Annotated in this window: 18 protein-coding genes; 6 read left to right on the top strand and 12 right to left on the bottom strand. The window is 58.2% G+C overall.

The annotated features are described in order from the left end of the window. Positions 1 to 125: 125 nt before the first annotated feature. Together glpK and AEAC466_RS43125 are read left to right on the top strand one after the other, a co-directional pair. Positions 126 to 1,616: a glycerol kinase GlpK gene (gene glpK, locus AEAC466_RS43130; RefSeq protein ID WP_023460244.1), complete on the top strand. Its 1,491-nt coding sequence runs from the start codon at positions 126 to 128 to the stop codon at positions 1,614 to 1,616. Next, positions 1,613 to 3,160, top strand: coding sequence for a glycerol-3-phosphate dehydrogenase/oxidase (locus AEAC466_RS43125; RefSeq protein WP_023460243.1), 1,548 nt, complete (start codon positions 1,613 to 1,615; stop codon positions 3,158 to 3,160). Before glpK ends, AEAC466_RS43125 begins: the two co-directional genes overlap by 4 nt. Here AEAC466_RS43125 and AEAC466_RS43120 read toward each other — a convergent pair. The 8 genes from AEAC466_RS43120 to AEAC466_RS43080 form a co-directional block, all read right to left on the bottom strand. Continuing rightward, entirely contained in the window at positions 3,126 to 4,538 is a 1,413-nt protein-coding gene (locus AEAC466_RS43120; protein ID WP_023460242.1) for a rhamnogalacturonidase, read from the bottom strand. The two genes, AEAC466_RS43125 and AEAC466_RS43120, sit on opposite strands and share 35 nt — an antisense overlap. An 8-nt stretch (positions 4,539 to 4,546) precedes the next feature. Next, complete coding sequence (gene kduD, locus AEAC466_RS43115) at positions 4,547 to 5,305, bottom strand: 2-dehydro-3-deoxy-D-gluconate 5-dehydrogenase KduD (RefSeq protein WP_031239653.1); 759 nt, start codon at positions 5,303 to 5,305, stop codon at positions 4,547 to 4,549. 98 nt (positions 5,306 to 5,403) lie between these two features. Beyond that, positions 5,404 to 6,270 (bottom strand): 5-dehydro-4-deoxy-D-glucuronate isomerase, encoded by an 867-nt coding sequence (gene kduI / locus AEAC466_RS43110; RefSeq protein ID WP_023460240.1) that lies wholly within the window; start codon positions 6,268 to 6,270, stop codon positions 5,404 to 5,406. Between the two features lie 300 nt (positions 6,271 to 6,570). Then, positions 6,571 to 8,673 (bottom strand): TonB-dependent receptor, encoded by a 2,103-nt coding sequence (locus AEAC466_RS43100; protein WP_235074374.1) that lies wholly within the window; start codon positions 8,671 to 8,673, stop codon positions 6,571 to 6,573. Positions 8,674 to 8,889: 216 nt separating this feature from the next. After that, the gene (locus tag AEAC466_RS43095; protein WP_023460237.1) at positions 8,890 to 10,557 is read right to left on the bottom strand and encodes a GH39 family glycosyl hydrolase; all 1,668 of its coding nucleotides are present in this window, start codon (positions 10,555 to 10,557) and stop codon (positions 8,890 to 8,892) included. Positions 10,558 to 10,574: 17 nt separating this feature from the next. Continuing rightward, the gene (locus AEAC466_RS43090; RefSeq protein WP_023460236.1) at positions 10,575 to 12,143 is read right to left on the bottom strand and encodes an alpha-N-arabinofuranosidase; all 1,569 of its coding nucleotides are present in this window, start codon (positions 12,141 to 12,143) and stop codon (positions 10,575 to 10,577) included. A gap of 7 nt (positions 12,144 to 12,150) precedes the next feature. Then, positions 12,151 to 14,487, bottom strand: a complete 2,337-nt coding sequence (locus tag AEAC466_RS43085) for a glycoside hydrolase family 127 protein (RefSeq protein WP_023460235.1) — start codon at positions 14,485 to 14,487, stop codon at positions 12,151 to 12,153. A gap of 181 nt (positions 14,488 to 14,668) precedes the next feature. Further along, complete coding sequence (locus AEAC466_RS43080) at positions 14,669 to 16,456, bottom strand: glycoside hydrolase family 15 protein (protein WP_023460234.1); 1,788 nt, start codon at positions 16,454 to 16,456, stop codon at positions 14,669 to 14,671. 349 nt (positions 16,457 to 16,805) lie between these two features. Between AEAC466_RS43080 and otsB the strand changes: the two genes are divergently transcribed. Both otsB and otsA read left to right on the top strand, forming a co-directional pair. Further along, on the top strand, positions 16,806 to 17,579 hold the full coding sequence (gene otsB / locus AEAC466_RS43075) for a trehalose-phosphatase (RefSeq protein ID WP_023460233.1): 774 nt from the start codon (positions 16,806 to 16,808) through the stop codon (positions 17,577 to 17,579). Continuing rightward, positions 17,576 to 19,000, top strand: coding sequence for an alpha,alpha-trehalose-phosphate synthase (UDP-forming) (otsA, locus tag AEAC466_RS43070; protein WP_023460232.1), 1,425 nt, complete (start codon positions 17,576 to 17,578; stop codon positions 18,998 to 19,000). Before otsB ends, otsA begins: the two co-directional genes overlap by 4 nt. A 79-nt stretch (positions 19,001 to 19,079) precedes the next feature. Here otsA and AEAC466_RS43065 read toward each other — a convergent pair whose 3' ends face one another. Beyond that, complete coding sequence (locus tag AEAC466_RS43065) at positions 19,080 to 19,274, bottom strand: hypothetical protein (RefSeq protein ID WP_023460231.1); 195 nt, start codon at positions 19,272 to 19,274, stop codon at positions 19,080 to 19,082. 238 nt (positions 19,275 to 19,512) lie between these two features. On the opposite strand from AEAC466_RS43065, the gene AEAC466_RS43060 reads away from it, so the two are divergent. Next, a complete protein-coding gene (locus AEAC466_RS43060; RefSeq protein ID WP_023460230.1) occupies positions 19,513 to 21,129 on the top strand; it encodes a family 43 glycosylhydrolase in 1,617 nt (538 codons plus the stop codon). A 118-nt stretch (positions 21,130 to 21,247) separates the two neighbouring features. On the opposite strand, the gene AEAC466_RS43055 is transcribed toward AEAC466_RS43060, so the two are convergent. The 3 genes from AEAC466_RS43055 to AEAC466_RS43045 form a co-directional block, all read right to left on the bottom strand. Next, positions 21,248 to 21,460, bottom strand: a complete 213-nt coding sequence (locus AEAC466_RS43055) for a hypothetical protein (protein WP_023460229.1) — start codon at positions 21,458 to 21,460, stop codon at positions 21,248 to 21,250. Positions 21,461 to 21,577: 117 nt separating this feature from the next. After that, a complete protein-coding gene (locus tag AEAC466_RS43050; RefSeq protein WP_023460228.1) occupies positions 21,578 to 21,982 on the bottom strand; it encodes a helix-turn-helix domain-containing protein in 405 nt (134 codons plus the stop codon). Positions 21,983 to 22,231: 249 nt separating this feature from the next. Continuing rightward, positions 22,232 to 23,059, bottom strand: a complete 828-nt coding sequence (locus AEAC466_RS43045) for a Crp/Fnr family transcriptional regulator (RefSeq protein ID WP_081714763.1) — start codon at positions 23,057 to 23,059, stop codon at positions 22,232 to 22,234. Between the two features lie 361 nt (positions 23,060 to 23,420). Between AEAC466_RS43045 and AEAC466_RS43040 the strand changes: the two genes are divergently transcribed. Next, positions 23,421 to 23,981, top strand: coding sequence for a hypothetical protein (locus AEAC466_RS43040; protein ID WP_155913907.1), 561 nt, complete (start codon positions 23,421 to 23,423; stop codon positions 23,979 to 23,981). The last annotated feature ends 191 nt before the right edge of the window (positions 23,982 to 24,172 follow it).

Genomic DNA, 24,172 nt, shown 5'->3' with positions numbered 1-24,172 from the left:
CGGCTATGCAACTCACGCTTTGACACAAATTTGCATCTTGGGATTACCCCTCTGAGAGGCGGCAAAACCTTAGGGGCGGCATTAAAGCGCTTGTCACCCGACGCCAAAGGCGCGAACCTCTTGGCATGACCCGCTATATTCTGGCCCTCGATCAGGGCACAACGTCCAGCCGCGCCATCGTCTTCGACCGGGAAGGTCATTGCCTGAAGGTGGCGCAAAAGGAATTTCGTCAAATCTTTCCGCAACCCGGCTGGGTGGAACACGACGCGCGAGAAATCTGGTCCACCCAGATCGGCGTAGCGAACGAAGCCATAGCGGGCGCCGGCCTGCGGGCGAGCGATATCGCCGCCATCGGCATCACCAATCAACGCGAAACGACCGTCATTTGGGACCGGAAGACAGGCCGCCCGATCCACAACGCCATCGTCTGGCAGGATCGGCGTACGGCGCATATCTGTGACGAGTTGAAGGCGGCCGGACATGAGGCGGTTTTCCAGCAAAAGACCGGGCTCCTGCTTGACGCCTATTTCAGCGGGACGAAGATCAGGTGGCTGCTCGACACCGTCCCGGACGCGCGGGAGCGGGCGCAGCGCGGCGAACTGGCCTTCGGGACCATAGACAGCTGGCTGGTCTGGAATCTGAGCGGCGGGGCCTTGCATATCACCGACGCCAGCAATGCCAGCCGCACGCTCCTCTATAATATTCACACCGGCGCCTGGGATGACGATCTTCTGGCCATACTGGAAATTCCTCGCAGCCTGTTGCCTGAGGTGCGCGGCAATAGCGAGGTCTACGGAGAGACTGCGTCGGGCATACTGGGGGCGCGTCTGCCGATTGCCGGCATGGCAGGCGATCAGCAGGCAGCGACCTTTGGCCAGGCCTGCCTGGAACGGGGCATGGCCAAAAATACCTATGGGACCGGCTGTTTCATGCTGATGAATACGGCCGCAGAAGCGGTCCCCAGCCAAAACAAGCTATTGTCGACCGTTGCCTGGCAATTGGGCGGGCAGACCACCTACGCCCTTGAAGGCTCGGTTTTCGTGGCCGGCGCCCTGGTTCAATGGCTGCGCGACGGTCTCGGCCTCATTCGAAATTCCGAGGACATCGAAAGCCTGGCGGCGTCGGTGCCTGACAGCGGCGATGTTTTTCTGGTTCCGGCCTTTGTCGGTCTGGGCGCGCCGCACTGGGATGCCTATGCGCGCGGCATGGTGATCGGGCTGACGCGCGGGACGACCAAGGCCCATATTGCCCGCGCCGCGCTGGAAGCGATCGCCTTTCAATCCGCAGACGTGCTGGAAGCCATGCAACGCGACTCCGGCGTCAGCCTCAAGGAATTGCGTGTCGATGGTGGCGCCAGCCGCAACAACCTCATGATGCAGTTTCAGGCCGATATTCTGGGCGTGCCTGTGGTTCGGCCCAAGGTCACAGAAACCACGGCCCTGGGTGCCGCCTATCTGGCCGGTCTGGCAGTCGGCTACTGGTCCTCACCAGAGGAGGTGGCCGCGCAATGGCAGATGGACCGCACCTTCTCTCCGGCCATGTCCGCCGACGAACGGGCAGAGCGCCTAACGCGGTGGCGCGACGCGGTGGCGCGCAGTGGCGGATGGGCGCAATGAGCGATCCGCGCCCGGCTTTGATCCAGGCTGTGACGGACACAACTGACTGGGACGTCATCATTATCGGCGGCGGCGCATCTGGCCTGGGTGCGGCCGTCGAGGCGGTAACGCGGGGATATCGCACGCTATTGCTGGAGGCGCATGATTACGGCAAGGGCACCTCAAGCCGCTCTACCAAGCTGATACACGGCGGGGTTAGGTATCTCGCCCAGGGCCATATTCATCTGGTCAGGGAATCCCTGCACGAGCGGGGTCTGCTGAAAAAGAACGCGCCGCATCTGGTGCACGATCTGGGCTTCCTGATCGCCACCTACCGGTTCTGGCGGCTGCCGTTCTACGGCATTGGCCTGAAACTCTATGACTTGCTGGCGGGACGGCTAAACCTCAGGCCCAGCCGGGCATTGGGCCGTAAAGGCGCGCTGGACCATATCCCAACCCTGAAACCGCAAGGGCTCACCGGCGGCATTCTTTATTTTGACGGCCAGTTCGACGACAGCCGTTTGGCGATCACCCTGCTGCGCACCTTCGAAGCCCATGGCGGGGTGGCGTTGAACGCTGCACCGGTTATTGGCATTTTAAAAGTATCCGGCCGAGCCGCCGGTGTTACGTTTCGCGATGACGAAACGGGGAGGGTGCACATGGCGCGCGCCAAGGCCGTTATCAACGCCACGGGTATATTCGTTGATGCCATCCGGCAGCTCGACACCGCCGACGCCGCCCCCCTGCTGACGCCCAGTCAGGGCGTCCATATCGTCGTTGGGCCGCAATTCCTGGCCGGGTCCACCGCTTTGATGGTTCCGAAAACCTCCGACGGTCGCGTTCTATTCGCCGTGCCGTGGCATGGCAGGACCCTTATTGGGACCACAGATACGCCCATGCCGGCCGTCGCGCTGGAACCCCGTGCGCTCGAGACGGAAATCGACTTCATACTGGCCACGGCTGGCGCCTATATGACCCCGGCACCGACACGCGCTGATATATTGAGCGTTTTTGCCGGCCTGCGTCCACTGGTCAAGGCGCGGGCGGTGAGTGACACCAAGACCCTGTCCCGCGAACATACCCTCCTGACGTCGGACAGCGGCCTGATCACCCTGACGGGGGGCAAGTGGACCACGTACCGCCGGATGGGGCAGGACGTCATCGACCTTGCTGCGAACGAAGCTGGATTACCGTCGGCGCCGAGCCGAACCGAAGGCTTGCGCCTGCATGGCTGGTCTGAGGCCACGCCGGCGGATCACTGGCGTGTTTACGGCAGCGATCTGTCCGAAGTCCAGGCTCTACCTGGCGCGCAGACCGCGTTGCATCCGTCGCTACCCTATACCGAAGCGGAAATCAGGTGGGCCGTACGTCGCGAACAGGCGCGGACGGTTGAGGACGTACTCTCCCGGCGTTTGCGGGCACTGTTGCTCGACGCCCGCGCCAGCATGGCCATGGCACCGCGGGTGGCAGCAATAATGGCCGAGGAACTAGACAGGAACGAGGGCTGGCAGGTCAGTCAGGTCGATGCCTTCACGCGCCTCGCAGATGGGTATCTTCCAAAATGATATTGGGCCGCGCATCCGGCCCATCGGTTGCCAGATTGACATGGGTGAGGCTCAGGCCCCGCACGTGCCGCGTCCATAAGCCATAGGCGGGGGTCGGGCCGAACATGCTGGGCTCAGGATAGGCGGCCGCCAATTCATCGGGCGTACCGGGACTGCCTACGAAGCCGCCGCGATAGGTGAAGGACACAGTGTCCAATGTCACGTCTTCGATTGGATACTGGGCAAGCCCCACGATCAAGGCGCTGTAATCGGGCAAAATATCCGTGGCTGTCATGTTGCGGATGGTGACGCGTCGGATCGCGCCGGGCGTCGTGCCATCAGGCCCACGCAGACGCGCCCCCAACCGCAGAAAGAGCGGCGCGGTCGTGATGTCCGATAGGGTGAGGTTTTCTGCGGTGACGTCTTCGATAGTCCCGCCATCCACTGTTTCCAGCGCCAGACCGCGCGACCGCTCAAACCGGCAATCGCGGATATGGATGCGGCGAAAATCGCCATAGGATTCGGTGCCGATCTTGATGCGGCCGGTGACCCGATCTTGGTCCGGAGATAACTGCTGCGCCCGGCCGAACGTGCCGTCAAGCAGGGTGCCCGGATCGAAGCCGCTCACGTGGCAATCGACGATATCGACGTCTTCCGTCGCTCGCCGCTCACCCAAGGCGAACGAGCTTTTGAGGACAATGGCATCGTCATTAGGCGTGTTGACCCGGCAGCCGTGAATGCGAACGCGGCGACACCCGTCTATATCAAGTCCATCCCGGTTGGTGTCGATGGTCAGGTTCGCAATGTCGAGATCGTCGCAACCGGTGGCCAGGACGGCAAAATGACCACCCCGCGCCAGGGTAAAATCACTCAAGACGACATGGCGGCAATTTTTCAGAGCGATAGCCTTATTGCCGAGACCCTGCATGGCTGACAGGTCCGGCGTCAGTTCCGCCATCACCTTAGCCGAAAGTCCCCGCATGCTCAGCGGGAACTCACCCGACTGACGTTTCCACATAGATCCCGGGCCTTCGCGCGTCAGGCCAACGCCATCGATGTGGCCAGGCCCGCAAATGGTCACACGCTCGAGGTTTTCGCCCCAGATCAGACTGTTGTGCCAGTGGCTGTGGCCAAAATCCTGGTACAGATCGTGGGGATTGTCTTCCGGCAGATCATAGGCACCGCCGTGGCGATCCGGATCGGCAGCTTCCAGGACCGCGCCCGCGTCAAGGCGCAGGGTTATGCCGCTCAGCAAACGGATAGAGAAGCTGAGGAATCGCCCTTCCGGAATGACGACCGTCGCGCCCGATTGGGCGGCGCGCGCAATGGCGGCATTAATGGCGGCGGTGTCGTGATGCACACCGTCGCCCGTCGCGCCGAAATCGCGGATATTCAGCATCGGAACGCTTAGCGCGCCAGCCAGCCGCCATCGACCGGAATAATCGCGCCATTGACGTAGTCCGACGCCCGCGAGGCCAGGAATACGGCCGTACCGCCCAGATCCGCCGGATCGCCCCAACGGTTAGCCGGAATGCGGTCGAGGATGGCCTTTTCGCGCACTTCGTCGGCGCGGATTTGCGCCGTGTTGTCGGTGGCCATGTAGCCTGGCGCGATGGCATTGGTATTGATGCCCTTTGAGGCCCACTCATTGGCGAGCAGGCGTGTAATGCCGGCAATGCCCGATTTCGAAGCCGTGTAGGATGGCACACGGATGCCACCCTGGAAGGACAGCATGGAGGCAATATTGATGATCTTGCCATAGCCCTGGGCGATAAAGTGACGGCCGGCGGCCTGGGCCATGAAGAAGGCGGACTTGATATTGACGTTCATCACGTCGTCCCAATCCTTTTCCGAGAAATCGACGGCGTCGGCGCGGCGGATCAGACCGGCATTGTTGACCAGGATATCCAGGCGGCCAAGGCCGGCCAGGGTTTCCGACAAAATACGGTCGACCGGCTCGACTGACATCAGGTTGGCTTCGATATTGATGAAACGACGACCAAGCGCCGCAACCTTCTCACCGGTTTCAGTGGCAGGCACGATACCGGCGGCGGCGATGTCGGCACCGGCTTCGGCCAGAGCCAGGGCGATGCCCTGGCCCAACCCGGTATTGGCGCCGGTCACGAGGGCGACCTTTCCGGTCAGATCAAACATGGAGTTGGACATAGAACTTTCCCCGTTTCTTGAGGATCGGCACAGTCCGATCCGAAACTTTTCTTGTGAATGAACGGCTCCGTCTCAAATCAGACGGATACCCAGGCCCGTTAGGCCAATTGGCAGATATCGAGCACCTTCATGTCGGTATAGTCGAGGTTTTCCCCGCCCATGGCCCAGATGAAGGCATAGTTGCTGGTGCCCGCGCCCATGTGGATCGACCACGGCGGGGAGACGACGGCTTCGTTGTTCTGCATGACGATATGGCGCGCATTGTCAGGCTCGCCCATGAAATGGAAAACCCGGTCGTTTTCGCCCAGATCGAAGTAGAAATAGACTTCGGAGCGGCGGTCATGCAGGTGCGGCGGCATGGTGTTCCATACCGAGCCCGGCGACAGAATGGTAAGACCGAGCAGAAGCTGGCAGGATTTGGCGGTCGTCGGCACAATGTACTGATAGATGATACGCTGATTGGAGGTTTCCAGCGCGCCGCGTTCCAGCGGCACGGCCTGATCAATGGAAATCTTTACCGTTTCATAGCGCGCGTGCGCCGGCGTTGAGGTCAGATAGAAGAGGGCAGGGTTGGCGACATCATCAGACGCGAACAGTACCTCGGCCGTACCCATGGGAATATAGAGCCCATCCTTTTGCGCCAGGCTGTAATCGACACCATCGACCTTTACCGTGCCGGTACCGCCGCCGACATTGATAACACCCAACTCGCGACGCTCCAGGAAGGGATGCCCCGCGGCGGACGCCGGCTCGGTCTGATCCGGCAACTTGATCGCCATATTGACCGGCGCGACGCCACCGATAACGAAGCGCTCGAAGTGCGTGTAATGCAACACCACGGCGTCCGGCGTAAACAGGCCGGTCATCAGATACTTGTCGCGCAAAGCCTGATTATCGGCGCCCGCCATCATGTCCGGATGCGTGGCGTGCAAGGTCTTGGCGAAAATGGAGTGGGTTTTACACATGGGGGTTTCCAAGCTGTGAAGTCAGATTTGCCCCATGTGTAGCAATCTATGACACCGGTATCAATAGTAAATTGTATTTGGTGATGATTAGACTTAAACATGTGAAAATATTAATTTAATCTCTAATTTCGCCCGATCAGAGCCGGGATTTGCCGCAGAAAGTCCAGATTGATACTTGTCGCGCCTTTCCAGGTGACAACAGGCAAGATGGACGCTTCCGTCCATTTGCTTGCCTTTTGCAATGAAATGTATAGGGCCTGGCCAGGCGTGTTGCCTGTCGCCAGGTCCCACGTCGTCTCGCTATTGCCCGGTATTGCCAAAGCTGCGGGCAATACCGATCATGATCGCTGGCCGCTCCTTGCGACTAACCGTGCGGGAGTCACCTTCGGGGGTGACGAAAATATCTGTCTGTTTCGACGAATTTAACAGGTCGAAGGCCCGCACTGACGCCGTCCATTTTGGCGTCAGCTTATGCCGGTACGTCATGTCGAGCCGATAGTAGCCCGTCTTATAGCCTTGCAACGCCACGCCACGCCCTTCGCCACTGAGGGTCAGTTGGATCCAATCCTTTGGTCGGGGCTTGTAGTCGATGACGGCATTTCCGGAGTAGGTCACATTTTGCCGGCGCAAGGTCTCCCCGCCGACCATACCGGCGACTTCGCTGTCAAACAGGTTGAAGTTAAGTGAGTAATCCAGCTTTTTTATCAAATTGCCCTTGGCCGTAAGCTCCAGTCCCGCGGCGCGCGACTGGTCGGCATTGACGACCGACTGGATGACAACCTGGTCCGCCGTAATCCGGCGCGTATCAGTCTGCGGGTTTTTGTTGACCCGATAATATAAGCTGCCATTGGAGCTGAAACCCTTGTCGGCAAACTCGTAGCCAATTTCGTAGGAATCCGTGTCCTGGGAGACCAGGTTGGGGTTGCCCTCGTACGCGTACAGGCGTGACCAGTATATGCGTCGTGGATTGAGCTGGAAGACATCCGGGCGCTGCGTGCGGTGGCTGTAACTGGCGACCAGCTTGGTTGTATCCGACAGGTCGCGGTTCATGTTGAGCGATGGCAGAAACCGCAGGTCGTTGCGCTTTACCGTGCCGGCGTCCCACGCATCGGCCTCGATCCTCAGGCCGGGCATGACCACCCAGCGGCCAAGCGGCGTCTGCCAGGTGACATAGCCGGCCAGGGTCTGGCGGCTGTAGGGGAAGGCGGTATCGATATCCGCTTCGCCCGGCACGATGGCTGCGATATTTTCGGAACGGCTGCGTGCATCACTGTCGTTTTGCTCAGCCTGAAAACCGGCCGTCAAACGCGAGTTGCCGAACGGGCGCTCATAATCGCCCTTGATGGTCACGCTGCTATCACTCCCGCTATTCAGGTAGATGTAGGCTTGCTCGGCCTGCGACGGCACCGTGTGGCTCAACCGGTGCGCCGAGCTTTCTTTCGATTGGCTGCTGCCGTATGTGACGTCGAGGTCGAAGTGCTCGTCTTTGATCGCGCCCGTATGCGTGTAGTGGGCCGTAATCTCGCCGCCCTCACCACTATCTGGGTTGACTGTGGATTCGGTGTGATCATCCAGGACGCCGGACAGGCCGGTGATCAAAACAGTTCCCGCATCCTTCGATAAGGCTCGCGACCTATAATGGTTGCCGCTGAGTTGCAAACGGTCTTTCGGGGTTAAGTCGTAGGCGACTGACGCACTTTCATAGGACGAGCGGGGCGACGTCGTTGACAACCCCGTGCCTGTGGTGGTTTCCGGCCCGGACGCCGTCTCCCATTGCTGCCTTCCGTCGGTTCTGGTCATCGTTCGCTCGCGGTTGACGCCTACGGACGCATTGGTTGTCCAGCGCCCGGTCTTGTAACTGACATTAGCATTGGCGCTGTAACGACCGTCACCATCGCCACGCACGCTCCAAATGCCGCTCAGGCCGTCCTTGCGCTTCTTTTTAAGAACCAGGTTGATAATGCCGCCGCTGCCATCAGAGGAAAACTGAGCCGACGGGTTGGTCATGACCTCGATATGGTCGATGTCTGAGGCCTGAAGATTGTTCAACACACCCGGGCGGGCTTCGACGCCATCAACCAGAACCTTGACCTGGCTGTTGCCACGTAAAGCGATGCGGCCGCGCGGGTCGACCGTCACCGATGGGATACGCGCCAAGACGTCAGTTGCCGAACTGAAGGCCGCGTCCGGGCGGGCGGAGACGTCGTAAACCCGGCGGTCGATCTTGTTGGTGACGGAGGATTTACGCGCGGTGACAACAATAACGGGGGTCTCGTCAGTGGCCTTATCCGTCTTGGTTGCAGGCGCCTGAGCCGGCGTTGCGGCCGGCGGCTCCGTCGCCTGGACAAGGACCGCCGCAGGACTAAAGGCAAGCACGGGCACGAATACAGACAGTACACCCACCACAATTCCCCTCTTAGGCTGCCAATCGTCGCACTAAGCGCGCCCGGTGGGCACCTACGCCCCAGAGCCCACATATACGCGCCTCCACCCAAGGCTGTATGCCTTCACCAGATGTGAAGCCCTGTCAAGATTGGCGACCGACTTCACCCAAGATGTGAACGATACCCAAGCTTGGCATAGAGAATAGATAGGAGGCTGGAATCTTTGTGTTCTTGATTATTTTTGCGGCGTCACAACGATCAGGGCCACACCTTGGCGCGGCAAGTCCAGATCAAGGGCTGTCGCGCCTTTTTGGATCAGGGCGGGCGCGAGAGGGACGCCGACCAACTCACTTGCTTTCTGCAATTCAGCGTATTGGGCATTGGTGGGCGCGATCGGCTCACCCATGGCTTTCCAAGTGGTAAAGCTATTGCTATGACGGCTGTCCACGCGATATTGCGTCACGGCCGCGCCCTTCGCGAAGGCCTTGGGCAGGCCCGTCAAGTCTATATGAATATTGGCATCCGGACCGGCCAGATCGTCATCATGATAGTGCCAGACCAGGATACTGATCTGATGCCCGTCGAAACTGGCCATCGATCCAACGTCGGGGGCGCCCCTCACACCCGATGTCAAAACCGCGTCGAGCGGCGCCTGATGATCGGAAACATCCAGAATCTGGTCGCCATCCATCATGGCAAACATCTTAAAAACATTGGCGACAGGCAGGTTTAGTCCATTGCTGGCCAACTGCCGGAAACCGGCGAAATAGCGCTGATCCTCGAACTCGAACGCCCAGGTTAGGGCGCCTTCCAAGTGCGCGCCGCGCCGTTTAGCCAGAGCCATCAAGCGGGGAAAGCTGGCGGCCGTGTAGCTGGAATACATGGTCCCGTTACGGTAGGCATTGGCCGGTCCCTGACAGGCGGCGCAACCTTCCGGATCGGACTCGCCGATTACGATCGGTTTCGATTTGAAAGTAGAATTTCCGACAATGGTGGCGAAACCCTGGTCCGCTGTCTGCAAATGCACATTCAGACCCATCTGGACGTGTCCACCATTGGCATCGTCTATGAATTTCGGGGCACCCTTGGCATGGAAGGAGATAAAGTCGGCCGGCGTACCGCCCTGGGTGACGTGATCCATGAAGGCGTTTAGCCACTGTGGATTTGAGCCTGCCATGTCGGGTCCACCGACACGCGCATTGGGCAGGGCGCGACGAATGGCTCGCACCGTAGTGTCGTGTAGCCTGAAGAATTCCTCACGCGTGCCGCCCCAGTAGAAATCAAGATTGGGCTCGTTCCAGGTTTCCCAATACCAGGTCTCGACCTCGGCCTGCCCATAGCGGTCTACGCAGTGCCTGACCCATTGATAGATCAGTTCCTCCCACTTGCCATAATCCTTGGGTGGATAAGCAACGCCACTCTTTATCCCCGCATAGTCAAGCCCCGGCCGCCACTCGTGACGATAGGGTTGCGGATGACTGGACAGGGCCTCCGGCATAAAGCCCGCCTGGACGTAAGGGCGCACGCCGCGGGCCAGGTACGTGTCGAGGATATGGTCGACAATCGTCCAGCTATAGACGGGATTGCCGTTGGCATCCTCGGTGTAGATATTGGTCGAGCCCCATTTCAGGGCGGGCGTGCCGTCTCCCGTGGTCAGCAGGTTATGGGTACGGAAATAGACCTGCCGGGGCTTCAACGCGCCCAATGTGGTCAGCAGGCGCTGGCCATCCTTCATGGTGGCGTAATTGGGCTCATCGGCACCGAAGAAACGCCAGATCGGCTCAAGGCGGCCTTCGGACTTGCTGGCGTCGACCTGGATATGGACCGGAAAGGTCTCGGCCAGGGTAGGGGAGGCGATAAGCGCTACCGCGCATGCCAGCCCCGCAAAATAACGAACTGACATGCGCGATATCCTTTTGCTTAGTCGAGCGACACGACGACGACGGACTTGGCCGGAACGTCGAGCGTCAGTTGGTTGCCTTTGATCTTGCCGCCCTTATAGGCGACGGGCGCGACGACGGCCTTGCCGCCGATTGGGTTGGCGGCATCCATCTTGTCAGCCGTCATCACCTGACCGGTGACTGTCTTGGCTTTCAGGTCTCCGATATCGACGGTGAGAACCAAAGAGTCGTTCGGATCCATGTTGGAAATACCGATATAGGTCTTTCCGTCCTTACCCTTGGCCGCGGAGGCGTTGAAGGCGGGCAGGGTCTTGTCGCCGATGGTATAGGTCGGCGCCGTAACATCAAACGGCAGAGCCGTCGCGTCCTGGAACGGCACGTACATCTTGTAGGCGTAGTAGGTCGGCGTCAGAGCGATCTTGTCGCCTTGGGTCAGGATCATGGCTTGCAGGACGTTGATCGTCTGGGCGATGGCGGTGAGGCGCACGCGGTCAGCATGATGATGGAAGATATTGAAATTGGCCGCAGCCAATACGCCGTCACGCAGGGTATTCAGCTGGTAGAGGTGGCCCGGATTTGTGCCGGCTTCGACATCGTACCAGGTGCCCCATTCGTCGACATACAGGCCGATCTTCTTTTGCGGATCGGCGGCGTCCATGACGGCGATATGCTTTTGCAGCAGATCTTCCATCCGCAGGGTTTGGTCGAACGTATTGGCCCAATCCTGTTGCGAGAAGCCGGTCGCCGCGCCCTTCTTGTCCCAATTGCCGGTCGGCAGGGTGTAATAGTGCAGCGAAATCGCATCCATGCGGTTGCCAATGTTCTTCATCAGCACCTCTGTCCATTTCGTGTCAAAGGCATTAGCCCCCGACGCGACACGGATCGCGTTATTGTCGCTGTTCTTGTGGAAGAATTCCTGGAAGCGGCGGTATTCGTTGGAATAATATTCCGGCGTCATGGCGCCGCCGCAGCCCCAGCTTTCATTGCCAATGCCGATCACCGGCACCTTGAACGGCTTGTCGCGACCGTTTTTGCGGCGCTCCTGGGCCAGGGTGTCATCGCCCGGCGAGGTCATGTATTCGATCCACTCGCGCATCTCCGTTGGGTTGGAAGACCCGACATTGACCGAGACATACGGATCAGCGCCGATCTGTTCGGCGAAGTCCATGAACTCGTGCGTGCCGAAAGCGTTGCTTTCGGGCGATCCACCCCACCAGTTGTTTTTCCGAGACGGCCGATCCTTGCGAGGGCCGATACCGTCCCGCCAGTGGTACTCATCCGCAAAACAGCCGCCGGGCCAGCGAATGACGGGCACATGGATGTCCTTCAACGCGGTGACGACATCGGTGCGGATGCCGCGCACATTGGGAATGGCCGAGTCTTCGCCGACCCAGATACCGTCATAAATGCCGCGGCCGAGATGTTCGGAAAATTGGCCGTAAATATAACGGCTGATTTGCGGCCCGGGCTGGTCGGCCTTCAGGGTGGCGGTGGCGGTCAATGTCTTGGCGTCGATCGCGGGCGCAAACAACAAGGTTGTCGCGGCAGCGATGACGGCCAGGATGCTGGAGGCAGTGTGTTTCAACATATGGTCCTCAGATGGTTTGGGTGGCGGATTTTAAAAGACGGCACTCGTAGACTGTCGCCCACTGGAACTGGGGCGCGGCAAACCTCACCGTAATGTGGCTCTTACCGCGCGTCAGGGCGTCGGGCAGGGCATAGGATTTCACCTGAACCTCAGATGACGGATCGCCCGCAAGCGTTTCGGTAACCAGCGGCTGCCCGTCGATCAGGATAGGGATGGCGCGTTTGCGGTCAGCGCCATTATAGGTGACCATCAGGGTCAAAGGACCCGGCACCACACGCAGATCGAACTGGAACGCGCCGTTGACCATGCGGCCGCGCATATTGATATGTGTAATGACGGAGGTCGACTCGTCACCCTTGAAATTGTGATCGGTTTCGGGCTGCTGTTCGCCCAATCGGATGATATCGACGGTGCGTGCCTCAATGTCTGCGGCCGCCTGGGCTTCAGCCTTGTACGCGGCCTCCGCGGCCGGCCACTCCGCACCGGTAAACCGGCGGAAATAGACCGCCGTGCGATTGTGATGTTGATCGAAATAGGGCCGCAGGACCAGCGGCTTGGGATAGCTTCTGTCGGCGGCGGTGAAGGTTTGCACACCGTCCATCGCGGGAACGAGGATATCGCGATCACTATCGGCAATGACGACGGGATCGATGCCCGCCCACGGCGCGTTTGTCGGGCCAAGATCCGCCGCCAGAACCAAAGGACCATTCAGGAAAGCGATAAGACGAGAATCGTCGGGCATAGCCTCGACATGGACCGCCATGGGCAGGCGCAGCGTCAGGACGTCGCCAGGCTTGGCCTTGACGATCAGGTAACCGTCCTTGGCCGATGCGGTTTCTGGCTTGCCATTCACCTTCAGTTCCGCCGCCGCGCACCATGAAGGCACACGCAGGCCAAGTTCTACCGGCTTTCCCGTAACGCGAAGGGTAACACTGTCCTGATAGGGGAAGCCCGTTTCCATGTCGATTCGGACACCCTTTTCGGCCCAGTCAAGCGACGAGGCGTAGAAGAGGTTGACGAGTACACGGTCGCCTGACGGCCCCGAGGCCCGCCAATAAATACTTTCACCATGTTTGGCATGGCTCTCCATGCCCGAACCGACGCAGCACCAAAAATCGTTTTCCGGCGTCGAATGCTTGCGTCCAAAGCCGGAAGCCAGCGGTGAGAAATAGGAGACCATGCCGGTGGCCGGATCTTGTTGCGACATGATGTGGTTGAGGTGGGCGCGCTCGAAATAATCGAAGTAACGCGCATCCCCGCTCCAGCCATAGAGGTGGCGTGTCAGGCGCAGCATATTATAGGTGTTGCAGGCCTCACAGGTTTGCTGGCCCAGGCGGTGGGCCAATTTCCGTGGTTCGCCAAAATGCTCAAAATTGGAGTTGCCGCCTATGACATAGGAATGATCCCGAGTGACCGTCTCCCAGAAGAAAAGTGCTGCCTTGGCGTGCTTGGGATCGCCCGTGAGTTCGTATAGGCGTGCGAGGCCGATGACCTTGGGGATTTGAGTATTGGCATGCTTGCCGGCCAGTTCGTCGCGGCCCTCGGTAATCGGATCAAGCACCGCCTTGTGGCGAATGCGCTGCGACAAGGTTAGCCAACGCGAATTTTGCGTACGGGCATAAAGCTCGGCATAGGATTCGTTCAGACCGCCATGCTCCGCCATCAGGATCTTCTGAATCTGCTCGTCGGACAGGCCTTCTAGGATTTTACCCAGATAGTCGCCCAGGCCGATGGCCACCGTCAGCGCGTCGGCATTGCCGGTCAGGGCGTGGGTATCAAGAACCCCGGCGAACACCTTATGATAGGTGTAAAGGGGAACCCAACCGCCGTTCAGATCGAAGCCAGAGGTGCGAATGTCGCCCTTTCGGAGTTCTTCGTAGATAATCTTGCCGTCAACCGTCTTGCCGTCACGATCGACTGTTGTGCCGCCGGCATACCCGTCGCCATGCGCCGCCTGGATAAGCTGAAGTTCTTTGACGATATAGGCCGTGCGCGCCCGGCAGGCGTCGTTGCCGGTTTGCGCGAACATCAATGAGCAGGCGCTTAGATAATGACCGAGACTATGGCCAGCGATCCCACGCGCCTCCCAACCGCCGTAAACTTCGCCCTTAGGCGGCAAACCGGCGGATACGTGGAAATTGTGCAGAAATCGGTCGGGCGACAGGGCCAGAAGATAGTCTTGATTGGCCATAACGGCCGTATCGAAGATCGATGCTTTCAGGCGAACGGCGCTGAGTGGAAAAGCCGATATACGAGACTCGGCAGGCGCTGCCTGCGCGAGTGTGGCGGAGACGCCGAGCGCAGAAGCGGCGGCAAGCGCCTGACGTCGTGACAAGCTGAGCATTGTTCCACCCTGAAGAATTGCCGACCTTTGGTGCCGGACATTATTGTAAGACAATATACACAGTCAAGGGATGGGTCAAGGGGCATTTGTCGGACAATACGTAGACGAGCAAGCGGCTTTAGGGATATTTGTCAGACAAATATCCCTACGACTCACTCTGTCGCGAATTAAGCGTCGCAGCTTAACGTATGGCGGTCCAGGATCGGCTGAGCAGGGTCGCGCAGGTGATAAGGCCAACGAGCGAATAGGTTTGCGGAAAGTTGCCCCACAGCTCACCTGTGTCGACTTTCACATCTTCCGACAGCAGGCCGGATGCAGTGCGCCGCCTCAACATGGCCTCGAACAGCTCGCGCGCCTCATCGGTACGCCCCATCAGGTGAAGCGCCTCGATGTACCAAAAGGTGCAGAAGTTGAATGCCGTCTCAGGTTCGCCAAAATCATCCGGCTCTATGTAGCGATAGAGATTGTCGCCCTTGCGCAATTGCCGCTCAACTTCGGCGAAGGTCGCCACGCAGCGCGGATCATCGGGCGGCAGGAAGCCCAGTTCAAACAATTGCAAAAGGCTGGCATCGACTTCCTCGCCTTCGAAAGACCCCGCGAAATAGCCGCCTTTTTCATTCCATGCCCGGGTTTCGATACTGTGGCGGATGATACGGGCGCGATCCGTCCAAAAATCGCTCCGATCCGGCAGGCCAAGCGCGGCCGCCGCGTTGCCCAGGCGGTCGCACGCCGCCCAGCACAACAGTGCTGAGTAGGTATGCACACGCGCTTTCGTGCGGAATTCCCAAAGCCCGGCGTCAGGCTTGTCATACATGGCGAACGCGCGCTCCCCCACCCGTTCCATAGCGTGAAAATCCTCAATAGTGCCGGGGCGCAGGAAACGCTGGTCGAAAAAGGATTGCGTCAAGGGCAGGATCATCTGGCCGTAAACATCATGCTGAAAATGTTCATAGGCCTGATTGCCGACCCGGACGGGTCCCATGCCGCGATAGCCGTGCATGTCGGGGGCAATCCATTCGGTCAATGCCGCGTCCATCGACACACTGTATAGCGGCTGGACGTGGCCGCCGGCCGACATGTCGGTCAGGTTGCGCAGATAAACCAGATAGCGCTCCAGCATGTCGGCAGCGCCAAGGCGATTCAATGCGCGTACGACATAGTAGGCGTCACGTATCCAGCAATAGCGATAGTCCCAGTTGCGTTGGCTGCCTGGCGCCTCCGGGATCGACGTCGTCATGGCGGCAACAATGGCGCCGGTTTCTTCATAGGCGCACAGTTTTAATGTGATCGCAGCGCGGATAACGGCCTCCTGCCATTCCAGCGGCAGATGAAGCGTACGTACCCACTCTTGCCAGTAGGCCGTCGTGGCCCGCAACATATGTTCGCAATCGGCGAGCACGTCGTTTGGGTAGGGCTCATCGGGCCCGAGATGAAAGCCCAATGTGCCTTCCAGACGGAAACTGCGGCTGCTTCGAACATAGGTGAGGGGGGCATTGGTGGTCAGGCGCATCGTTTCCGCGCCGCAATCATACCGGATATGGCTGGATCCGGAGGTGGCGGTAGCGTGGTCACGGCCCCAGTGTCCGGTCGGCGTCACGCGGATTTTCACGCGCGGTGCGCCATTCAGCGGTCTGATGATGCGGTAAAAGGCCCAGGGGCGAAAGGTGCGATTGAGGTTGTGCATGCGCGGTGCAAAGTCGATGACTTCAAGCGCATTTCCGTGCCGATCACGCATGACAGTGCGCAACACCGGGGTGTTACGCAGGTAGGCCTGCTCTATTGTCGCTTCATCTTCTATCTCGACCGACCAAACGCCTGCGTCCTCGCCGGCGGCCGGAGTGAGCAGGGCGGAAAAGACGGGCTCTCCGTCAACACGCGGGCAACAGGCCCAAACATAGCGACCGCGCTGATCGATAAGGGCGGTTGCGGCACAATTACCGATAGGCGACAGGTTGAGTGTGGCAATCATGGGAAAATCTCCGACAATAACGCATGAACATAGGGCACTGTTCACGAAATTCGCTAGAATCGATCACAGAAACGAGAGGCGGGTTGAAAATAGAATATTGCAGGTGCTAAGTTGATATCTGGATGTCAAATCGACCTCAATATTGAAATATCGTCTTTATTGATTTTTTATTTTTATACGCAGTCTGATAAATCTCAATAGATATTGGCAATTTGTCATAAATAGGGCTGCGGGATACTCACAACAATCTGCGTTCAGTGATCTGTTCACTGCGTTAAGCCCGATGTGAACTGGAGTGGTGACGAATGACTTGTGTTGCATTGCGGCGTAATATAGCCGGGCAGAACGCATGACGGTGGACAGCCTGGCATCCCACGAGGTCGTTCTGGACCTAGATAATCTATCCTTGTTTCTGGATCTCGACGGCACCCTCGCGCCAATCGCGCCCCTCCCCGAAGGCGTCGGGCCTGACCCGGTGCGCAATCGGATGCTGAGCCGGCTGTCGAATCGTCTCGAAGGCCGGCTGGCGGTTGTGTCTGGTCGCTCCATCGCCGATGTCGATCGCATCCTGGAAGGGGTGGTCACCTGCGTTGCCGGTAGTCACGGCCTGCAACGCCGCAACGCCAAGGGCGAAGTGTCGGCTGTACCGCCCCATCCCGCCCTGATGACCGCCATTGCCGACTTTCAGGCACTGGGCGTTGAGAATCCCAACCTTCGGATCGAACTGAAACCGCTTAGTGTTGCCTTGCACTATCGCGGCGACCCACGGGCCGAAGCCGATGTGCAAGCCGCAGCCCTCGATATCGCCCGGCGAACGGGGCTCAAGCTGCAATTGGGCCAAATGGTCGCTGAACTATGCACTCTGGGCGCAGACAAGGGGCAGGCCGTTGATTCCTTTCTGTCCGAAACGCCTTTCAATGGCGCTATTCCCGTCTTTGTCGGCGACGACTTGACGGATGAAGACGGCTTTCGTGCCGCCGATGCGGCTGCCGGATACGGTATTCTGGTTGGTCCCCCCCGGTCCAGCCGCGCGCGCTTTCGTCTTGACGATACCGATGCCGTCCTGGCCTGGCTGGATCGTAGTCTTGAAACCGGCCATCTTATCCTGGAGTATCCCCTTTGAGCCGTCTGATCGTCGTTTCTAATCGTGTCAATCCGCCCGCCGACTCAGGCGTTGGCACGGCCGGTGGCCTGGCCATGGCTCTGGCCGCCGCCTTGCGAGAAGATAAGGGGCTGTGGTTCGGATGGAGCGGCCAGACGGTCGAGCAATACACCGGGCAAATGTCGATGCAGAAGGTTGGTGGCGTCACCGTCGCTCTTCTCGATCTCGAGGAACAGGATCAGCAGGAATATTACAACGGTTACGCTAATCGTACCCTCTGGCCGCTGTTTCATTACCGGCCGGATCTGGTTAGTTACGAACGCAGTTTCGATGAGGGCTATGAACGGGTCAATACGCGCTTTGCCGAGACCCTGCTGCCGCTTATCGGTCCCGACGACTTGATATGGGTACAGGACTATCACCTCATTCCGCTGGCGAGGGAGTTACGCAAGCGCGGCGTTAAAAACCGTATCGGTTTCTTCCTACATATCCCGTGGCCGGCGCGCCGTATCCTGTCAACCCTGCCGCGTCACGCCGAACTGGTCGAGGCCATGTTCAGCTACGATCTGATCGGCTTTCAGACCGAGGACGACGTGGAAGCCTTTACCGACTATGCCGTCCACGATGCCCAGGCCATGTTATCGAAAGACGGCGTGGTTCATGCCTGGGGACAGGCGGCACGCGTCAAAGCTTTTCCCATCGGGATAGACGCTGACGACTTCGCGGAAACGCTGAAAAGCGAACGGGCCGAGCTTTTTCATCGCACCATGCTGAAAAGTCAGGGTGGGCGAAAAATGCTGCTGGGCGTCGACCGGCTCGACTACTCCAAGGGGTTGGAGGAACGCTTCACCGCTTACGAAACCCTGCTGGCCAACAATCCCGGCATGCATGGCCACCTGTTCCTGCTACAGATCGCGACGCGGTCGCGCGACGAGGTAGATGCTTATCAGGACCTGCGGGGGCGCCTTGACAATCTGTCGGGTAAGATCAACGGCGCCTATGCCACGATCGACTGGGTACCGCTGCGCTATGTCAATCGTCCATACCGACGTGATGAATTGGCGGGCATCTATCGCGCGGCCGATATAGGTCTGGTGACCCCTTTGCGTGACGGTATGAACCTGGTTGCCAAGGAATATGTCGCCGCCCAAGACCCGAGCAATCCGGGCGTGCTAGTGCTGTCACAGTTCGCCGGCGCTGCGGAAACGATGAAGGACGCCCTGATCGTCAATCCGCTGAGCCGCGAAGACGTGTCGGAAGCCATTCATCGCGGACTGACCATGCCTCTGGCGGAACGAAAGCGCCGTTGGGAATCCCTGTTCCACAATGTGCAGACGAATGATGTGGGGCGGTGGCGCGACGATTTTGTCGCCTGCCTGAAAGCGGCGGATTTACACCCGGCCGAAGATACCGACCTGACACCAGTGGCCGTTGGCGAGTAGGGGGCTTGCGGCACCGATAAGATTTTTATGGAAGGCTAAAATTCAGCACGCCGAGCTGATTATCGATCCTGATTAAGCCCTAACCGAGAGCGGCAGGGACATACTTGGCGGCCAAAGCCGGCAGCAGATAGACACATTCGATCAGCAGCACCGCATACATGGTTCCCAATACCGGCCGTCCGCCACGGAAATTGTGCACAATACCCGCCACCAGCGGACCACTGATCGGGCCGAGCAGAAAATAGGGGGCAAGACGCTTGATACGGGCCAGCACGGACGAACTCCTGAGTACACATCCATGTAATCAGAATTCCGAATGACCGGCAACAATTATTAACAAAAGATTAAACATCATATGATATTATAAATTCTGTGTGATTCTCTGGTACGCCGTGGCGTCAAATCCAGCGTTTCAGTTTCACTGCCTCTTCGGTGTAGAGGCGCTGGTTACTCTGCGGACGAATTAACCATACTCGTCCGTCTTTTGTTGAGTCGTCTTGCCGGAAAACAATATGAGTCAGTCAAATCGTCGCGATGCCATCAAATCCATGGGCCTGAGCGCCTTCTTATTGGGGGGAGTAGCCACAGCGCGGGCGGCAGCAGAAGTCCCGAAAGAAGCCGATATCGTAACTTGGGCGAAAGGTGTTGAGGGCAAGCGCCGGGCGGACTTAGGCAATGGCACCTTCCTGAACCCGATCATGGCTGGCGACCATCCAGACCCGTCGATCCTGAAGGATGGCGACGACTACTACATGACGTTTTCCACCTTCGACGCCTATCCCGGCCTGATCATCTGGCATTCGACCGATCTGGTGAACTGGCAGCCTATAGGCCCCGCGCTCACACAGAACATAGGATCGGTGTGGGCACCGGAATTGTGTAAGCACAAAGGGCGATTCTTTCTCTATATTCCGACCAAGAAAACCAGCGCGGCGGGTAGCAAGACGACCTCCTGGGTCATATGGGCCGACGATATCAAGGGACCATGGTCGACGCCCGTCGACCTCGACCTGCCAAACCACATAGATCCAGGCCATGCCGTGGGGGAGGATGGAACGCGCTGGCTGTTCCTATCCGGTGGCGACAGAGTGCGTCTGTCTGAAGATGGATTGCGACGCGTCGGCATGCCAGAGCATGTCTATGATCCCTGGCATTATCCCGAAGACTGGGATGTCGAAGGGTTTGCGCCCGAAGGACCAAAGGTTACGCGCCACGGCGATTATTTCTATTTGATCCTGGCCGTAGGTGGAACCGCCGGGCCACCGACCGGGCATATGGTCATCGCGGCCCGCTCACGGTCGATCAACGGCCCATGGGAACAACATCCGCGCAATCCCCTTGTCCGGACCGCCTCTATAAAGGAAAAATGGTGGTCGCGCGGTCACGCCACCCTTGTCGAAGGGCCTGCGGGAGACTGGTGGGGCGTATACCATGGCTATGAAAACGGCTATTGGACACTCGGCCGCCAAACCCTTCTGGCGCCAGTGAGCTGGTCAAACGATGGCTGGTTCGATTTCGGCGGCGGCGACCTCTCACTGCCGATTCGAAAGCCCAGGGCGGGCCCGCCACAGCCGCACGGCTTAGCGCTGTCCGATGACTTCGAGACCGACAAATACGGCACGCAGTGGAACTTCTTCAATCCGAGACCGACCGAATCCGGCCGTATCCGACGCCGGGACGGCGTCATGCATCTGACGGCGGCGGGGGAAGCACCCAGCAATGGCGCGCCGCTCGTCTTCGTGACCGGCGATCAGGCCTATGAAATCGAATGTGAGATCGACATCGATCCAGGCACGTGGGCGGGGTTGCTTCTGTTTTACGACCAGCAGTTATATTGCGGGTTGGGCTTTGATGAAAAGGCGTTTGTCACCCATCAGTATGGAATAGAACGCGGTCGGCCCGCCAATCCGTATGGCCGACGAATGCTTCTGCGGCTGAGGAACGATCACCACATTGTCAGCTTTCATACATCCGCCGACGGCAAAATCTGGAAACGTTTCGACCGGGGCATGGAAGTGTCCGGTTACCATCACAATGTACGCGGCGGATTTTTGATGCTCAAACCTGGCCTATATGCTGCGGGGCAGGGCGAAGCGCGGTTTAAGGCTTTCAAGTACCGTGCGCTTTGATCTGCGTTTATGCACAACCAAAGCATGTTCGGCCGAATTATATCCGGACGTTGAAATGCCGACTCAACTGACCATACCGGAGGCTGGAACGGAAGCCACAGCCTTGCTTTGCAAGCAGCTAGAGGTGAATCGCAGCCGGCGCCAAATACTGCGTTGACAGACCCAACGCGCGGGCCTCCTGCATGCTGAGCAGGTGCACAATATCAGGCACCGCTTCGGAGATATAGAAGGCGCGCCCGTCTATGTCATAGCTATAGCCGCCGACATGAAACACGGCCGGATTGACGCGATCCTTGCGAACTTGCTGGGGCGCGTCCTGTTCACGGAGCATGACCCATGCACTGTCATATAATCTTATTCCCATGGCGGGTTTATACCCATAAAATCGCCGCACCGTCTACCGTTTAACCACATAAGACACCAAATGATCACGCCAATGCGATCCAGTTTACTCTTCGCCTGCCAGCGATTTGATCAACTCCACGACCTTGCGCCGATGTCGCGGAGAGCGGATGCGCGGAAACGCTTCGGCAAGTTCAATTCCCTCCTCGGTAGCCAGGAACCCTTGGGCCGCATGCTCCGACGGCGAGTCGTACCCGCTTAATCCGGAGTTTGCGTCTGCGTATCCATCGAAAAACGATATTATGGGGACGTGTAAGACGCGGGCAATCTGATAAAGCTTGGAAGCGCTGATCCGGTTTGCTCCACGCTCGTATTTTTGAACCTGCTGGAAGGTCAGATTGATTTGTCTGGCGAGATCCCCTTGGCTCATGCCGAGGAACTTACGGCGGATACGAATATAGGCGCCGACATGCACATCGACAGGGTTGGGTTGCTTGTCGTCGAAAGCCATTCTACTTACTTTACTCCAGATTTAACGGACCCGTGTGCGCGTGCGGCGTGTTCCAGGCTATAGAGAATACAGTCCTAACGCGCATTCATGTTCCGGTTGTGGCGGCGGTTAAATTATATGTGACGACCTTGACACGTGCGCAGCCGCCTTCCGTCACGGTACGCTCCCGCGCGCTAACGAGACGGTTGTGGCAATCCGGATAAACAACCCACCCAGCCTTCGTAGTGGTCCATTTTTATGTGCAGGAGATCATTTGCGCGACGCGTCGCGAAAACACTCAGCCTGAGACAGGGTGTCGTGCGTTGGACAATCGCCAGCGATTGAGCAGGTATCGCAGACAAAATGGCTAACCTTATTCAAGCTTGTAAAGGAGACACGATTGCCAACCACCAAAATGCCTGCGTCTTTCAGCTTATGGAGCGTCCGGGAAAATGTGGCCAGTTCCATGCGCAGGCGCGAGGCGATAAGCGTCTTGGAATAGGGCAGCTCAAATCCTTTCGGATCAAAGTCATACAGAACACAAAGTCCCTGAAGGTAACAAGCAACCATTTGCGTGGCGGACATGGTCGACTGATGCTCGGCCTCCAGACGCGCTTCATTCAGGCGTTCAGCAAGCCCCTGAAGGAGGCGCGGTGCAAGGCGGTGAAAGTCTTCAAGGTTTTCACGCAGCCACTTGATTGGCACTTCTAGGACCAAAGCGTCGTCAACAATCCGCGCGCTGGACAAATGCGTTTCTCGCGGTTCCAAAACCTCTTCTGCGTTCACGCAATCCCCGGCGATAAGGATGTCAATTGTGGATTCGCGGCCATCCGGTGTTTCCCGAAAAAGTTGAATGGTGCCGCGGCACAACACCTTAAAACTGCGGACGGTCTCGCCATGCAGGAACAGGTAGGTACCTCTGTCGCATTTGCGCAGATGACTATGCGCCGCCAACAATTCTACCTGTTGCGGCGAAAGGTCGCCGAACAACGGTAGGGTACGCATGGCGTTTAAGTGTGCGTTCATCAATTCCTCTAGTGTCGATGCATACCCGGAAAACGGGTCCAAAATATCGGAATATATGTCTGGCGTCTCCATTTCATAGACAGCGTGCCGTTGTCATCAACCTGAGGGCTGAAAGACAGTCAGTATTCCTTTCGTATCTCGCTGCCGGCAACAGGTGACAATTTTGAATCCAGTTGATCAAGGTCAAACGGGCCAGAACCAACAAAGTGTACACAGTGTGGGTAACCGAAAAGGAGATTAACATGCAGACGCCAGAACCGCGACAGTTGATTTTCGAGCGGGAAGTGGGAGGGGTTGAAGGCGAGTTGACCATAATCTGCCATCCTGCGGACAAAAAGGCCCAAAACGCTCCAAAGAACGACGCTACGGAATCTGAGTCATCTCCCGACCCAGCCTGTGTCTGCGATCACGCGTCGGATTGACGAATCGTCGCTTGCCCGAAGAAGCCTTTGTCATGACCACAAACCTGATCCAAACCGACATTCGCTACTCTGGCCCGCCTTCAACCGCCACGGCAGTGGAGAGCAGGCAGGTAGCAATTCCGCCGATCCTTATTCGGACGGAAACCGTGTCGCTCAAGCTACTCCCGTCAGGTCAAATGAGCAGCTCGTCTCCGCCAGGCGTAGGTATTGCCGGCAAAGGTCTGGAATCGGAGGCCGACGGCACTTGGATGTGGGCTGCATCTACACATCTCGGCACCCCACTTGGCTTCATAACGCTTTGCCCCAAGGCTACCACCACAGAATGCAACTCCTCTTTCGGCCCGCAACTGGAGTTCGTCTGCCGCAGGGACGCTGCGTACGTGCACCTCATGCCGAAAGTTATTGGTGTGCTCATCGACTGGCTTCGCATTCACGACATATGCATGGTGCTATATACGGATCATGCAGAGACTGATGAACAGCTCGCCAAATGGCTTATCGCTACAGGCTTCCTTTATACTGGGTGCCGCAGCAGCCAAGGCAAACGTCAAATGATTTGCTTGCTTAGCTGATTGACGAAAATCGGACAAAGACAAAGTCGGTAGAACGTCCAAGCCGTATGTGGCAACGGTAGTAGAATGAGCGGAGTGTCGGTCTTCGGGTACTGTAAATTTGAAGCTGCGGTCGATCAGGCGTTTAAGATTGCTATCTTTGGCAATAGGTTTTCAATTTCCCATAAGATATATTATGCGAGATAAATGTG

Source organism: Asticcacaulis sp. AC466 (assembly GCF_000495815.1).
Lineage (GTDB): Bacteria > Pseudomonadota > Alphaproteobacteria > Caulobacterales > Caulobacteraceae > Asticcacaulis.
Note: the sequence above shows the minus strand (reverse complement) of the source record. Positions and strands in the feature narration are given on the sequence as shown.